Here is a 14,672-nt window from a genome sequence, read left to right as displayed (position 1 = left end):
CAGGACTCCGGATTATTTCGCGAGTTCGCTCACCAGCCGGTACAGGAACTCGCGGCCGTCGTACAGCCGCTGGATCTCGATGCGCTCGTCCAAGCCGTGGGCGCGCGCGTCGGCCGGGTCGAGAAACATGCCCGTCACGCCGTACATCGGAATGCCGGCATTGCGCATGAAGCGGCTGTCGGTGGCGCCCGTGCTCATTGCAGGCACCACGGGAACGCCGGGCCACATGGCCTGCGTCACCGATTCAACCGTCTTCACAAGGTCGCCGTTCAGCGGCGATGCGGGGCTGCGCAATGGCTTGCCGAGGTTGCGCACCACGATCTTGTCGTTGCCGATGGCCTGGGTCAGCAGCCGCTCGATTTCCTCGGGATCGTCGTGCGGCAGGATGCGGCAGTTGACCGTGGCCTTGGCCGATTGCGGCAGTGCGTTTTCGGCATGTCCCGCCTGCACCATCGTTGCCACGCAGGTGGTGCGCAACTGCGCGTTGTAGGCCGGGTTGGCGGAAAGCCGCTCGATCACAGCGGCATCGGGGTTGCCGCCGCCAATGGCGCGCATGTCGTCGGCCAGCTGGCCTGTGGCAAACGGTGCGCTGCGTGCGAAGTAGGTTTTGGTGACGTCGGCCAGCTTGACCGGGAACGCGTAGTTTCCGAGCCGCTCGAGTCCTGCGGAAAGCGCGTAGATCGGATTGCTCTTTGTCGGCACCGAACTATGGCCGCCCACGTCGCGCGCCTCGACCATGTAGGTGGTGTACATCTTCTCGGCCACCTGCATGCGGTGCAGGTTGGGCTTGCCGCCGCGCAGCTCACCGCCACCGCCTTCGTTGATGCCGAATTCCGCCTGCAGCAGTTCGGGCTTGTTGTTGATGAGCCAGAAGGCGCCGTTGCTGAGCGCGTCGCCGCGTTCTTCGTCGGCTGTCAGCGCCAGGATGATGTCCCGGCTCGGCTTGAAGCCTTCCTGCTTGAGCTGCCCCAGCACCGACACCAGCGCAGACGCCATGGCCTTGTCGTCGATGGAACCTCGTGCCGTGAAGTAGCCGCCCGTTTCCTGCAGCTTGAACGGGTCGGTCTTCCAGTCCTCGCGCCTGGCCTCGACCACGTCGATATGGGCCAGCAGCAGCAACGGCTTCTTGCTGCCGTTGCCCTTGAAACGCAGCACCAGGTTGCCCTTCTTCGGGAACGGCTCGAATATCTGGATATCGCCCGCCGCAAATCCGGACTCGACCAGCCGCTTTTCCATCGCGCGCGCCGCCAGCGTGTTGTCGCCCACCGAATGGCTGGTGTTGATCTCGATCAACTCCTTGTAGATGTCATGAAAGCGTTGCTGCTGCGGCGCGAGCGACGGGCTCGTTTGCGCCGAAGCGCCGGCCAGCCCGCCCAGGGCCAGCGAAAGCGCAAGCACGCTTCTCGCTGCACGAAAGGCACCAGGAAAAAGCGGCGAACAACGGGTCTTCATGCGCATGGTTTCTCGCTCCAGGGTGTTGTGGTGCCGGCCAGCATACCAAGCAGACACCGCCGCCCTGGCGCGCCGAAGACAGGCACACTGGCGCCATGCAATGGGACATCTTCTGCAAGGTCATCGACAACCACGGCGACCTTGGCGTGTGCTGGCGGCTGGCCAGCCAATTGGCCGGGCTCGGTGAGCGCGTGCGGCTATGGATCGACGATGCGACTGCCCTGCATTGGATGGCCCCCACCGGATGCGAGGGTGTGAGCGTGGTCGACTGGCTCGATCCGGCCGCGATCCAGCAGGCGGCCGCAGCCCCGCCGCCCGACGTGCTGATCGAAGCCTTCGGCTGCGAACCGGCACCTGAATTGATCGCCCGCTTCGCCGAGCCGCAAACGGCAGGCGGGCCGGGAGGAGCATGGATCAATCTCGAATACCTGTCGGCGGAGCCCTATGTGGAACGGCTGCACGGGCTGCCTTCGCCGGTATTCAAGGGGCCGGGCGCAGGGCTGACCAAACGCTTTTTCTACCCAGGCTTCACGCCCGCCACCGGAGGGCTGTTGCGGGAGCCCGGCCTGCTGGAACGGCGGGCGCATTTCGATCGTGCGCAATGGCTGGCAGCAAAGGAAATCCCCTGGTCCGGGGGCGAGCGCCTCGTTTCGCTCTTCTGCTACGAGCCTCCGGCACTGGCGAGCCTGCTCGAACAACTGGCGGCGGATTCGCAACCCACCCGGCTCCTGGTCACCGCGGGCCGGGCGGCACATGCGGTCAAGGCGTTCTTTTCAGCCCGGCAACGGCTCGACCGCGGGCTTTCGGGCTGCGGAGCGCTATCAATTTCATATCTGCCTTACCTTACGCAGCCCGATTTCGACCATCTTTTATGGGCCTGCGACCTCAACTTTGTGCGCGGCGAAGATTCGCTGGTGCGCGCCCTTTGGGCCGGCGCGCCGCTGGTCTGGCAGATTTACCCGCAGGACGACGACGCACACCATGTAAAGCTCGGCGCGTGGCTGGACTGGCTTGGCGCTCCGCCTTCGCTTCGGCAGTTTCACCACGCCTGGAACGGCTTTGGCGACGGCCCCCTGCCCCCTCTCGAAACCCTGGGCCCATGGCATGAAACGGTGCTGGGCGCCCGCCAAAAGCTATGCGCACAAGAGGACTTGGTGACGCAACTGCGGCATCTGGTCGCCGGAAAAAGCTAAAATAGTGGGCTTTGCGGATTTCGGCCCGGATTTACACAGATCCGAGATGCTGTCCGCCAAACCTGCCGCGGGACATGTACCGCGGGGCCAAGAACGCCGGCAAGACGTTGCATCGCAACATTGCAAACGTCGCCCATGGCCCCGTGCACCGAGCGGCCAACATCCAGAGAACCTGATATGAAAATCGCTCAAGAAATCCGCGCCGGCAACGTCATCATGCACGGCAAGGACCCGATGGTCGTCCTCAAGACCGAATACAGCCGCGGCGGCCGCAACTCCGCCACCGTTCGCATGAAGCTCAAGAGCCTGATTGCCAACTTCAACACCGAAGTGGTCTTCAAGGCCGACGACAAGATCGACCAGATCGTGCTCGACAAGAAGGAGTGCACCTACTCCTACTTTGCCGACCCGATGTACGTCTGCATGGACACCGAGTACAACCAGTACGAAGTCGAAGCCGAGAACATGGGCGACGCCCTCAACTACCTCGAAGACGGCATGCCGGTCGAAGTGGTGTTCTACGACGGCAAGGCCATTTCAGTCGAACTGCCGACCAGCGTCGAGCGCGAAATCACCTGGACCGAGCCGGCCGTCAAGGGCGACACCTCGGGCAAGGTGCTCAAGCCCGCCAAGATCGCAACCGGCTTCGAAGTGCCGGTTCCGCTCTTCGTTTCGCAAGGCGACAAGATCGAAATCGACACCCGCACCGGCGAATACCGCAAGCGCGTCTAACCGCTTGCTGGCTGGCTGAACCGCCAACCCGACAAAGGCTCCGAAAGGAGCCTTTTTTCGTTGATGGGCGTACCCTTGGCCCTCATGAACATGTCCGCCAGCGTCCGCACCGAAATCGATGGACCGGTCAGCACCATCGTCATGAACCGCCCGAAGCAGCGCAACGCCGTGGACCGGCCCATGGCCGACGCGCTGCACGCCGCCTTCGAGCACTTCGAAGCCGACGAAAGCCAACGCGTGGCCGTGCTGTGGGGCGAGCACGGCACCTTCTGCGCGGGCGCCGACCTTGGCGCTGTCAACGACCCTGCCCGGCGCAACGAGCTCGACCCCGACGGCGGCGCCGCCGCCCCCATGGGCCCGACCCGCATGGCTCTGCGCAAGCCGCTCATCGCTGCCATCAGCGGCCATGCGGTGGCCGGCGGCCTGGAGCTCGCGCTACTGGCCGATCTTCGGGTGGCCGAGGAAGACGCGGTGCTGGGCGTTTTCTGCCGCCGCTGGGGCGTGCCGCTGATCGACGGTGGTACCGTGCGCCTGCCGCGCATCGTCGGCATGGGCCGCGCGCTCGATCTCATCCTGACCGGACGGCCGGTGAGCGCCCAGGAGGCCTTTGCAATGGGATTGGTGAACCGGCTGGTGCCCAGCGGCAAGGCCCGCGAAACCGCCCAAGCCCTCGCACGCGAGATTGCCGCCTTTCCGCAGCAGTGCATGCTGGCGGACCGCCATTCCGCCTATGCACAGTGGAATCTGCCGCTGCCCGAGGCACTGCAACAGGAAGGGCGCCTGGGCGTTCCGATCGTCGCGGCCGAAGGCGCCGCCGGCGCCGAGCGCTTTGTTCAGGGCGCGGGGCGGCACGGCACTTTCTGAACCGGCGGGCACGCCGGTTGCAAGGCTGCACAATCCACAAGTCTTCCTGTCTGATTCCTTCATGAACAACACGCACGACCTTCACGACAAACGCCTTGCCGATGCCTGGGCCACGCTCAAGACGCACTCGGAAAAAGGCCTTCCGCTCGATCCCGACCCTTCGCGCATCGCTTTCGCCGACCCCGAGTTCCTGCTGCGCCGCGAAACCCGCGGCATTCGCATGCAGCTCGAACTGATGAAGCCCGACCTGGAACAGCGCGCCCACGGCATCGAAAACACCGTGGTGGTCTTTGGCAGTGCCCGCTTTCGCAGCGAAGAAGAAGCCGCGGCGCTGGTCGCGCAGGCCGAAGCCAGTGGCGATGCCGTCGCGGCCGAGCGCTGGCGTCGCCTCGCGCGCAGTTCGCACTACTACGAGAAGGCCCGCGCCTTCGGCAAGCTGGTTGCGCAATACAGCGAGGGCAAGGAGCCCGAAGACAAGCTGTTCGTCTGCACCGGCGGCGGCCCCGGCATCATGCAGGCGGCCAACCGCGGCGCGCACGAAGGCGGCGGCATTTCCGTCGGCCTTGCCATTGCGCTGCCAATGGAAGAAGAAGCCAACCCGTACGTCACGCCGGCGCTGAGCTTCAAGTTTCATTACTTCGCCATCCGCAAGATGCACTTCATGATGCGTGCAAAGGCGCTGGTGGCCTTTCCGGGCGGCTTTGGCACGCTCGACGAGCTGTTCGAAGTGATTACGCTGGTGCAGACCAAGAAGTCGAAGCCGGTGCCGATCGTGCTGTTCGGCTCGGCCTACTGGAAGAAGCTGATCGACTTCGACTTTCTGGTCGACGAAGGCGTGATCTCGCCAACGGACGTGAAGCTCTTCGAATACGTCGACGCGCCCGAAGACGCGTGGGACGCAATCAAGCGCTTCTACAAGCTTTAGTCGCTGCAGGCACGCCGGGCACTGTCAGACTTTCAAGCCCCAGGTCGCGCGGGCGCCCAGCACGACAACGCCGCCGACCACCCAGAAGACGCCGGCAATGCCAATCAGCGCACCTATCGATCCGAACAGCATTGGCATGGCCACGCTCGAGGCATTGATGGTCATGAGCCGCAGGCCCAGCGCCTCACCGTGCCGCTCATGCGGCGTGATCTGGTGAAGCATGCTCATCACCATTGGCTGCACCGCCCCCAGCGCAAACCCCAGCACCACGGAGCACAAGCCCATGGTCAATGCCGAGTCGAGCAGCGGGTAGACCGCGAACACCGCCGCCGTGACGAGGGTCGAACTGAGGATCACGCTGCGTTCTGAAGCGCGCGAGGCGATGAGGGGCAGCACGACCCGGATGGCGGCGGCCGCAATGGCAAAGGCGCCAAGAATGGAGCCGATGACCGATGCGCTGATGCCACGGTCGTGCCCCAGCACGGGCAGCACGAAGGCATGCACGTCCCAGCTCGACGACTGCAGCCAGTTCACGAACAGCAGGCGCCGGAACATCGGCTCGCGCAGCAGATCCCAGGCTCGCGTTGGCGTTGCCCCTGCCGCAGGCGCAGTGCGCGGCGGCTCATACGCACCGCGTGCAAGCAGCCAGCAGATGATGGGCAGCACAGCCATTGCGGCAAAGCAGACCCGAAACGCCAGCATGTCCGCGGGTGCCCGGCCGGCATGGTCGATCAGCAGGCCGGCGAGGAACGGACCGACAAAATTGGCGACCGCGGGCGCAATTGCGAGCCAGCTGAACACGCGCTTGAGTTGTGTAGCGTTGGTGGCCGAGCGGCCCACATGGCGCTGCAGCGCGATGACCGTTGCACCGGTGGCGCCGCCCGTCAACAGGGCGGCGAGGCACATCACCGGGAAGGTCGGAAAGACCACTGCGAGCCCCGCACCGGCAGACGCCGCCAGCACCGACAGCCACAGCGGCCGCTTGAAGCCGTGCCGGTCGGCGAAGCGCCCCGCCGGCAGCGCTAGGAAGACCTGCGTAAGAGCGAACAGCGCAATCAGCACGCCGACAGCTGCGGCGCTGTACCCCTGCTGGAGCGCCAGGAGCGGCGTTGCGAGCCGCATGCCGGCCATGGTGGCGTGCAGGCACACCTGGGCCCCGATCACGCGCAGCAGTTCAGAACCTTTCACGGGATGTCGTCGCCCTCGGTGTCGGCCGTGGGGGGCAGCAGTACCTGCGACTGGGCCTCGGGCAGCGCCTCTACCTTGCGCAGTGCGAGGCGCATCTGCTTGGCGCGCGTGTCGGCCTTGTCGAGCGTGTCGGAGGCCTTGGCCACTTGCTCCTTGATGCGCGACACCCACTCTCCATAGCGCTCGAACTCGGTCTTGACCGCGCCCAGCACCTTCCACACTTCAGAAGCCTGCTGCTCCAGTGCCAGCGTGCGAAAGCCCATATGCAAGCTGTTGAGCATGGCCAGCAATGTGGTCGGGCCGGCCAGCGTCACGCGATGCTGCCGCTGGATGGCATCCATCAGGCCCGGACGGCGAAGCACCTCGGCGTAAAGGCTTTCGACCGGCAGGAACAGGATGGCGAAATCGGTGGTGTGCGGCGCGGCAAGGTAGTTCTCCGCAATCGAGCGCGCCTCGCTGCGGATGCGCGCCTCGAGCGCCTTGGCCGCAAGCTCGGCACCGGCCGCGTCGGCGCGCTCATGCGCATCGATGAGGCGCTCGTAGTCGTCGCGCGGAAACTTGGCGTCGATCGGCAGCCACACCGCGGCACCGTCGTCGCCCCGACCCGGAAAGCGAATGGCAAAGTCGACCCGCTGGCCGCTGCGCGGCTTGGTCTCGATCTGCTTGGCGTACTGGTCTGCGGTAAGCACCTGTTCGAGCAGCGCCTCGAGCTGCACTTCACCGAAAACGCCGCGCGTCTTCACGTTGGTCAACACGCGCTGCAGGCTGCCCACGCCGACGGCCAGCGTCTGCATTTCGCCAAGGCCCTTGTGCACCTGCTCCAGCCGGTCGGCCACCTGCTTGAAGCTCTCGCCCAAACGCGCCTCGAGCGTGCTCTGCAGCTTTTCGTCGACGGTCTTGCGCATCTCGTCGAGCTTGGCGGTGTTGGTTTGCTGCAGCTGGGCCAGCTGCGCTTCCATGGTTTCGCGCACCTCTGCAAGGCGGCGCGCGTTCGATTCGCTCAACTCGTGCAGCTGGGTGTTGAGCGTGTCGGCCAGGCTCTTCTGCAAGGACGCCAGCTGCAGCGAAAACGCATCGAGCTGCGCGTTTTGCGTGCGCGTGGCCTCGGCGCCCTGCTGCACCAGTGCCTGCTGAAAGGTGGCAAAGGCTTGCGCGGTTTCCTGCCGCGCGCCGCGCGAGCTCTCGCCGATTTCGTGGCGCAGCTCACGCTCGGTGCGCTCGTTGGCCGCGCCCATGGTGGCCAGCACGGCGAGCATCTCGCTGTGGTCGGGCTTTGGCTGGCGGCGTGCAAGCAGCCAGATCACCAGCACGAGCTGCACCAGGGCGAATGCAGCCAACAGAAGAAGAATCAAGTCGGTGGATTGCAAAATCGAACGCTGCGTTGCCTTGCTGTAATGCTTGCCGTAGTGGTTACGTGCGGGCGGCAGGAACGGGCGTGACGGGCGTCAGGGGCCCCTTGCCGCTGAACCATGCGATGAGGTTGTCGGCTGCAAGCTCGGCCATGGCGCGGCGCGTGGGCACGGTGGCGCTCGCAATGTGCGGCGTGAGCACCACGTTAGGCACCGTCAGCAGATCGGGGTGGACCTTGGGCTCGCCTTCGAACACATCGAGCCCCGCTGCCGCAATGCGCTTTTCGCGCAGCGCCACCGCCAGCGCCGCGTCGTCGACGATGCCGCCCCGCGCAATGTTCACCAGCGTGGCGGTCGGCTTCATGAGCGCAATTTCGGCAGCGCCGATGGTGTGGTGCGAAGCCGGCGAATAAGGCACCACCAGCACCACATGATCGGCCGTCTTGAGAAGCTCTTCCTTGCTGACATAGCTGGCCTTGCACTCGGCCTCGAGGGACGCCTCCAGCCGCGAGCGGTTGTGATAGACCACCTTCATGCCAAAGCCGTGCGCACCGCGCTTGGCAATGCCCTGCCCGATACGGCCCATGCCGATGATGCCGAGCGTGGAGCCATGGATGTCGGAGCCGGCGAACATGTCGAAGCTCCACTTCTGCCACTTGCCCGCGCGCAGAAAGTGCTCGCTTTCGGTAATGCGGCGGGCCGTGGCCATCAAGAGCGCAAAGCCGAAGTCGGCGGTGGTTTCGGTGAGCACGTCGGGTGCGTTGGTGCCCAGCACGCCGTGCGCTGCCATCGCGTCGACGTCGAAGTTGTTGTAGCCCACGGCCATGTTGGCGCAAATTTTCAGGTCGGGGCAGGCGTCGAGCACGGCGGTGTCGATGCGCTCGCTGCCGGTGGTGAAGGCGCCCTCTTTACCCTTGAGCCTGTCGATCAGCTGCTCTTTGCTCCAGCTCTCGTCGGACTGGTTCGACTCGACTTCGAAGTGCTGGGAAAGGCGTTCGATGGTTTCGGGAAAGATCGCGCGTGCGACCAGGATCTTGGGCTTGCTCATGATGATGTCTGCGCCTAGCGGAAGAAGATGAAGGTGGAGAGAACGAACAGCGGAATCAGCACGGCCACCGACCATGCCATGTAGCCGAAGAAGCTGGGCATGGGCACACCACGGCTCTCGGCGATGGCCTTGACCATGAGGTTGGGCGCGTTGCCGATGTAGCTGTTGGCGCCCATGAACACGGAGCCGGCCGAAATGGCGGCCAGCGTGGTGGCGTAGGTGGTCATGAGCGCGGCCGGGTCGCCGCCTGCGGTGTTGAAGAACACCAGGTAGGTCGGCGCGTTATCGAGGAAAGAGCTCAGGATGCCCGATGCCCAGAAATACATGGCCGGATCGGGCTGCCCGTCGGGCCTTGTCACAGCCGCTATTACCGCCGCAAAGGGGCCGTGCGCGCCAGCCTTGAGCATGGCAATCACCGGAATGATGGTCAGGAAAATACCCGCGAACAGCTTGGCAACCTCGGCCATCGGGCCCCATTCGAACTGGTTGTCGGCGTGCACCTTGGCCGGGGTCGTCTTGAACGAGAGCAGCGTGATGGCGATGAGGCCGATGTCGCGCACGAGCCCCGGCAGGCCGACCTGCGTGCCGAACACATCGAAGCTCACGGACGATTTCCAGACGCCCGAGAGCAGCACGAAGAAGATGATGCCGCCCAGCAGCCAGAAATTGGCCGCACCGTCGAAACCGATACGCCGGGTGTCCGGTGTGGGGTCGACCGGAAGCACGCCCTCCTTTCGGTAGTGATGGCGGTCGATCACGTAGAAGAGCGCGAGCAACGTGCCGACGAGAAACAGTGTTTCGGGAAAGATGTTTTTCGCCGTCCAGAAAAAGTCGACGCCCTTCAGGAAGCCGAGGAACAGCGGCGGATCGCCCAGCGGCGTGAGCGAGCCGCCCGCATTCGACACGATGAAAATGAAGAACACCACCACGTGCGCCTTGCTCACGCGGTTGTCGTTGGCGCGAATCAAGGGCCGTATGAGCAGCATCGAGGCGCCCGTGGTTCCCATGAAGCTCGCAAGCACCGCGCCAATGGCAAGAATGGCCGTATTGAGCCCCGGCGCCCCATGCAGATTGCCGCGAATATGAATGCCGCCCGCCACCGTGAACAACGCAGTGAGCAGGATGATGAATGGGATGTATTCCTCCACCAGGGCATGCACCAGCTGCCCCCCGGCGAGCGGTGCGCCATGAACGGCTGCAAAGGGCAACAGGAAGGCCAGCGCCCAGGCGGCGGATACCTTGCCGTAGTGGTGATGCCAGAACCCGGGCGCGAGCAGCGGCATCAGCGCAATCGACAGGAGAATGCCCGCAAACGGAACGCCCCAAAGTGCAGACAGCTTGCTGCCGTCGAGCTCGGCAGCCATGGCAAGCGCGGGAAACATCATCGGCAGCACTGCGGCTGCCGCCAGGCGAACTGTTTTTTTCATGGGGCCGTACCGTACCAGACGAGAGTCAGGCCGGCGGCTGCTCGATCTCGAACACCTGGCGCAGGTAGGCCAGGTATTTTTCGTCCTCGCACATGTTCTTGGACGGCGTATCCGACAGCTTGGCCACCGGCTGGCCGTTGCAATTGATCATCTTGATGACGATCTGCAGCGGCTCGTAGCCGAGGTCGTTGGTGAGGTTGGTTCCAATACCGAAGGCCAGCTGGCAACGGCCGCGGAACTGCTGGTACAGCTCGATGGTGCGCGGCACGGTGAGGCTGTCGCTGAAGATCAGCGTCTTGGTGAGCGGGTCGACACGGTTGGCGGCATAGTGCGCCAGCATGCGCTCCCCCCACTGGAAGGGGTCTCCGCTGTCGTGGCGTGCGCCGTCGAAGAGCTTGCAGAAGTACAGGTCGAAGTCGCGCAGGAAGGCGCTCATGCCGTAGACGTCCGACAGCGCAATGCCGAGGTCGCCGCGGTACTCGCGCGCCCAGTTTTCAAAGCCGAAGATCTGGCTGTCGCGCAGGCGCGGGCCGAGCCCCTGGCAGGCCTGCAGGTATTCGTGGGCCATGGTGCCGAGCGGAATCAGGCCGAGCTTCATGGCGTAGAGCACGTTGCTGGTACCCGCAAGCTGTGGCAGCCGGGCGGCGGGCCTGGCCTGCGCCGGCGGCGAGGTCACGGCGCCGAGCCTTGCAGTGAGGGTGCGCAGCACCTCTTCATGCCAGTCCTTCGAGAAGCGGCGGCGGGTGCCGTAGTCGGCAATCTTGAGGTCGGCAAGGCCGGCGTCCTGCAGCTGCCCGATCTTGGTTTCCAGGCGCCTTCGGCCTTCGTCGAGGTCGGGCTTCTTCTGCGTGTTGCGAAAGTAGACCTCGTTCACGATTGCCAGCACCGGAATCTCGAACAGGATGGTGTGCAGCCACGGTCCCTTGATGCGGATTTCGAGCTCGCCCGAAGGCTGCGGCGTAATGCTGATGTATTTCTCGTTGAGCCGGAACAGGCCCAGGAAGTCGACGAAGTCGCTCTTGATGAAACGCATCGACCGCAGGTAGGCCAGCTCGGCGTCCCGGAACTGCAGCGAGCAGAGGCTTCGCACTTCTTCGCGGATTTGCCCGGCGAACTGCGCCAGGTCGACACCGGGGTTGCGGCACTTGAACCGGTACTCGACCTGAGCGCCGGGAAAGTGATGCAGGACGACCTGCATCATGGTGAACTTGTAGAGGTCGGTGTCGAGCAGGCTGTGAATGATCATGGTGCGGCGCGCGTTGTCCCAAGCTTTTCGGCGTGCGTTCGATTATCACGGGCGTCGTCGGCTTGTGCCTACGGGGCCTGCACTGCACGTCCTACCGCAAGGGTGAATCGGTCCCGCGACATTGTGTTCACGGCGGCTAACGAGCCCGCCGAATCAACTGTAGAAGGAGATTCGCATGAACAAGGACACCATCGAAGGCAACTGGAAACAGCTCAAGGGCAAGGTCAAGGAGCAATGGGGCAAGTTGACCGACGACGACTTCGACGTCATTGCCGGCAAGCGCGATCAGTTGCTTGGCCGCATCCAGGAGCGCCACGGCATCAGCCGCGATGAGGCCGAAAAACAGGTCAAGGAATGGGAGTCGCGCGACGGCCGCACGCCGGACACCCTCTGGTACGAAAAGTACTGACGCCTGCCGGGTGGCCTGAACGCCGCCCTGCGCCCTGATCCCTTTCCAATTCACTTTTCAACTTCAACAAGAAAGAACACCAAAATGAAAAAACATCTGCTCATGCTCGCACTCGCCTCGACCTGTTTCATGGCCACGCACGCCAGTGCAATGACCAAGGACGAATACAAGGCCGCCAAGGACAAGATCGAAGCCGACTACAAGTCCGCCAAGGCCCAGTGCGACGCGATGAAGGACAACGCGAAGGACGTTTGCCAGAAGGAAGCCAAGGGCACGGAAAACGTGGCCAAGGCCGAACTCGAGCAGCAATACAAGCCAAGCGACGCGCATGCACGCAAGGTTGCTGAAGAAAAGGTGAAGGCCAAGTACGAAGTCGCCAAGGAAAAGTGCGACGACCAGACGGGCGATGCCAAGTCTGCGTGCGAGAAGCAGGCAAAGGCCGACGAAGCTCAGGGCAAGGCCGATATCAAGGCCATGAAGAAGACGATGTAAGACCATTGCGGTCCTGACGGGCCGCATGGCTTTTGAGAAAACGGCGCCCTCGGGCGCCGTTTTTCATGGCGTCAGGCTTTCAAGGAATCGACTACGCGCTGCAGCGCATCGGGGAGCGCCACCGGCCGCTGCGTTGCGCGGTCGACATACACATGCACGAAGTGGCCCTGCGCGGCCGCGGTTTCCGCGCCCTCCGCAAAAAGCGCGATTTCGTACCTGACGCTCGAGCGTCCCACCTGGGCCACTCGAATACCGGCTTCCACCGTTTGCGGAAAGGCGATGGGCGCGAAATAGTTGCATTGCGTCTCCACCACGAAGCCGACGGTCTGGCCCTGGTGAATGTCGAGCGCGCCGCGCTCGATCAGCAGCGCGTTCACCGCCGTGTCGAACCAGCTGTAGTAGACGACGTTGTTGACATGGCCGTACATGTCGTTGTCGGCCCAGCGCGTGGGAATGCTGCGAAACGCGCGGTAGCCGCTACGGGAATTCGGCGTGGGTTTGGTGGCGGAGCTCATCGCGCGGCATTTTGCCAGCGGCGCCAGTAGTCGAAAGCTACCCTGAACGTGCCGAGTTGCACCTGCACCGTCTCGGCAATGTCGGTCGCGTAGCCGCCGGCCATTGCAAAAGCCAGCGGAATGCGGCGCTGCCAAACCCAATCGAACACCCGCCGGTCTCGCGCCTCCAGGCCGTCGAAGCTCAGCTTGAGCCGGCCGAGCCGGTCGCGCTCGAAGGGATCGGCGCCCGCCAGGTAGATCACCAGCCCGGGCGAAAAGCGCCGGTCGAGTTCGTCCAGTGCATGCTCCAGTGCGGTCAGGTAATCGGCATCGCCGCAACCGTCGGGCAGTTCAACGTCCAGGTCGCTCGCCTCCTTGCGGAAGGGAAAGTTCTTCTGCCCGTGCATGGAGAGCGTGAAAACGCTTGGATCATTGCGAAAGATGCTTGCCGTGCCGTTGCCCTGGTGCACGTCGAGATCGATAACGGCAACCTTCAGCTGCCGGCCGCTGCGGCCATGCTCCGCCTGCATGAGGCGCGCGGCCACCGCGGCGTCGTTGAAGACACAGAATCCGCCGCCTTTGTCGGCATAGGCGTGGTGCGTGCCGCCCGCCATATTGGCGGCCACCCCACCCGCGAATGCCGCGCGGCAGGCCGCGATGGTCGCCCCGGTGGATCGGCGCGAGCGCTCGACCATCGCCTCGCTCCAGGGAAAGCCGATTTCCCGCATGGCCTGCGGGCTCACGGTTCCGTCGCTGATGGCCGCAATCCACTGGGGGGTGTGGGCGAGCGCCAGTTCGCCGTCGGTGGCACGCGGCGCCTGGTCCATTTCGACCCCCGGCAAGTGCTCCAGCAGCCGGTCGCGCAGTAGCGCGTAGCGGGACATCGGAAAGCGGTGGCCGGGCGGCAGGGGCAGAACGAACTGGCCGGAATAGAAGGCGCGCATGGGCTGCATTCTGGGGTGCGGGCCGAATTTAGAAAGTGTGTTCTAAATTGCTGCAAAGCAGCAAAACCCTCTTGATTGCAAAGCTGTGCTGCCTATACTTGAGTCCATGCTGCACCGCAACATAGACGACGAGGGGCAGCGCAACGTGAACACCGACCACCATCCTTTCTGGAGATTCTTCATGGCCCTGACCGCTGACCAAATCCTCGCCGCCCAAAAAGCAAACCTCGAAACCCTGTTCGGCCTGACCACCAAGGCTTTCGAAGGCGTCGAAAAGCTCGTCGAACTGAACGTGACCGCTTCGAAGGCTGCCCTGGCCGAAGCCGCCGGCACCGCCCAAGCCGCCCTGAACGTCAAGGACGCGCAAGAACTGCTGACGCTGCAAGCCAGCCTGTTCCAGCCCCTGGCCGAAAAGACCGCCGCCTACAGCCGTCACCTGTATGACATCGCCCAAGGCACCGGCGCCGAGTTCACCAAGGCTTTCGAAGCCAAGGCCGCTGAAGCCCAGCAAACCTTCGTCGGCCTGGTCGACAGCGCTTCCAAGAATGCACCCGCCGGCTCGGAAACTGCCGTTGCCGTGCTGAAGAGCGCCGTGGCTGCCGCCAACAACGCTTTCGAATCGGTCCAGAAGGCCGTCAAGCAAGCGTCGGACGTTGCCGAAGCCAACTTCAACGCCGTGTCGTCGCAAGCCGTCGCCGCCGCCAAGACCGCGACCACCGCTCGCAAGCGCTAAGCCGCCGGCCGACCGCCACCAGTTGTCTCCTTGGGTCCTCACGGATCCAATTCAGGGCCTCATCTTCGGATGAGGCCTTTTTTTTGAGCACTTTTGCTCGCCCCCAGGCTGCGCGCACTTCGTGTCGCTTCTCCCTCCCCCTACCGGGGGCAACACAGAGGCCCGGCAGAGCCGGT

The 14,672-nt window shown here is 64.1% G+C and carries 15 protein-coding genes; 7 read left to right on the top strand and 8 right to left on the bottom strand.

All coding sequences use genetic code 11. The features are described 5' to 3' along the window. Positions 1–12: 12 nt before the first annotated feature. Entirely contained in the window at positions 13–1,458 is a 1,446-nt protein-coding gene (locus J2X67_RS11645) for a M20/M25/M40 family metallo-hydrolase (protein ID WP_309953164.1), read from the bottom strand. 89 nt (positions 1,459–1,547) lie between these two features. Here J2X67_RS11645 and earP point away from each other — a divergent pair, with 89 nt between their 5' ends. The 4 genes from earP to J2X67_RS11625 all read left to right on the top strand — a co-directional run bounded on the left by earP (position 1,548) and on the right by J2X67_RS11625 (position 5,166). Then, positions 1,548–2,645, top strand: a complete 1,098-nt coding sequence (earP, locus tag J2X67_RS11640; RefSeq protein WP_309953163.1) for an elongation factor P maturation arginine rhamnosyltransferase EarP — start codon at positions 1,548–1,550, stop codon at positions 2,643–2,645. A gap of 177 nt (positions 2,646–2,822) precedes the next feature. Then, on the top strand, positions 2,823–3,377 hold the full coding sequence (gene efp / locus J2X67_RS11635) for an elongation factor P (RefSeq protein ID WP_012746921.1): 555 nt from the start codon (positions 2,823–2,825) through the stop codon (positions 3,375–3,377). Between the two features lie 84 nt (positions 3,378–3,461). Continuing rightward, the gene (locus J2X67_RS11630; RefSeq protein ID WP_309953161.1) at positions 3,462–4,241 is read left to right on the top strand and encodes a crotonase/enoyl-CoA hydratase family protein; all 780 of its coding nucleotides are present in this window, start codon (positions 3,462–3,464) and stop codon (positions 4,239–4,241) included. A gap of 61 nt (positions 4,242–4,302) precedes the next feature. Continuing rightward, entirely contained in the window at positions 4,303–5,166 is an 864-nt protein-coding gene (locus J2X67_RS11625) for a TIGR00730 family Rossman fold protein (RefSeq protein ID WP_309953160.1), read from the top strand. Between the two features lie 24 nt (positions 5,167–5,190). Here the strand turns inward: J2X67_RS11625 and J2X67_RS11620 are convergent, their stop codons facing one another. Genes J2X67_RS11620 through pncB form a run of 5 tightly spaced genes read right to left on the bottom strand, consistent with a single transcriptional unit; the run spans position 5,191 to position 11,424 of the window. Beyond that, positions 5,191–6,354 carry an MFS transporter gene (locus J2X67_RS11620; RefSeq protein ID WP_309953159.1) on the bottom strand — a complete coding sequence of 388 codons (1,164 nt, stop codon included), beginning with the start codon at positions 6,352–6,354 and terminating at the stop codon, positions 5,191–5,193. Continuing rightward, positions 6,351–7,706 carry a DNA recombination protein RmuC gene (locus J2X67_RS11615; RefSeq protein ID WP_309953158.1) on the bottom strand — a complete coding sequence of 452 codons (1,356 nt, stop codon included), beginning with the start codon at positions 7,704–7,706 and terminating at the stop codon, positions 6,351–6,353. Before J2X67_RS11615 ends, J2X67_RS11620 begins: the two co-directional genes overlap by 4 nt. Before the next feature lie 58 nt (positions 7,707–7,764). Next, on the bottom strand, positions 7,765–8,751 hold the full coding sequence (locus J2X67_RS11610; RefSeq protein ID WP_309953157.1) for a D-glycerate dehydrogenase: 987 nt from the start codon (positions 8,749–8,751) through the stop codon (positions 7,765–7,767). 14 nt (positions 8,752–8,765) lie between these two features. Then, positions 8,766–10,178 carry a sodium:proton antiporter gene (locus J2X67_RS11605; RefSeq protein ID WP_309953156.1) on the bottom strand — a complete coding sequence of 471 codons (1,413 nt, stop codon included), beginning with the start codon at positions 10,176–10,178 and terminating at the stop codon, positions 8,766–8,768. Between the two features lie 25 nt (positions 10,179–10,203). After that, positions 10,204–11,424, bottom strand: a complete 1,221-nt coding sequence (gene pncB, locus J2X67_RS11600; protein WP_309953155.1) for a nicotinate phosphoribosyltransferase — start codon at positions 11,422–11,424, stop codon at positions 10,204–10,206. A gap of 175 nt (positions 11,425–11,599) precedes the next feature. Between pncB and J2X67_RS11595 the strand changes: the two genes are divergently transcribed. Both J2X67_RS11595 and J2X67_RS11590 read left to right on the top strand, forming a co-directional pair. Then, positions 11,600–11,833: a CsbD family protein gene (locus J2X67_RS11595; RefSeq protein ID WP_157613120.1), complete on the top strand. Its 234-nt coding sequence runs from the start codon at positions 11,600–11,602 to the stop codon at positions 11,831–11,833. Between the two features lie 84 nt (positions 11,834–11,917). Continuing rightward, positions 11,918–12,325: a hypothetical protein gene (locus tag J2X67_RS11590; protein WP_281149994.1), complete on the top strand. Its 408-nt coding sequence runs from the start codon at positions 11,918–11,920 to the stop codon at positions 12,323–12,325. Between the two features lie 71 nt (positions 12,326–12,396). Here J2X67_RS11590 and J2X67_RS11585 read toward each other — a convergent pair whose 3' ends face one another. Both J2X67_RS11585 and J2X67_RS11580 read right to left on the bottom strand, forming a co-directional pair. Further along, a complete protein-coding gene (locus J2X67_RS11585) occupies positions 12,397–12,840 on the bottom strand; it encodes a thioesterase family protein (protein WP_309953152.1) in 444 nt (147 codons plus the stop codon). Continuing rightward, positions 12,837–13,763 carry a histone deacetylase gene (locus tag J2X67_RS11580; RefSeq protein ID WP_309953150.1) on the bottom strand — a complete coding sequence of 309 codons (927 nt, stop codon included), beginning with the start codon at positions 13,761–13,763 and terminating at the stop codon, positions 12,837–12,839. Before J2X67_RS11580 ends, J2X67_RS11585 begins: the two co-directional genes overlap by 4 nt. Before the next feature lie 181 nt (positions 13,764–13,944). Here J2X67_RS11580 and J2X67_RS11575 point away from each other — a divergent pair, with 181 nt between their 5' ends. After that, positions 13,945–14,496 (top strand): phasin family protein, encoded by a 552-nt coding sequence (locus tag J2X67_RS11575; protein WP_126747372.1) that lies wholly within the window; start codon positions 13,945–13,947, stop codon positions 14,494–14,496. Positions 14,497–14,672: the final 176 nt, after the last annotated feature.

Source organism: Variovorax sp. 3319 (assembly GCF_031456585.1).
Lineage (GTDB): Bacteria > Pseudomonadota > Gammaproteobacteria > Burkholderiales > Burkholderiaceae_C > Variovorax > Variovorax paradoxus_P.
This window is presented reverse-complemented; position numbering and strand designations above follow the sequence as displayed.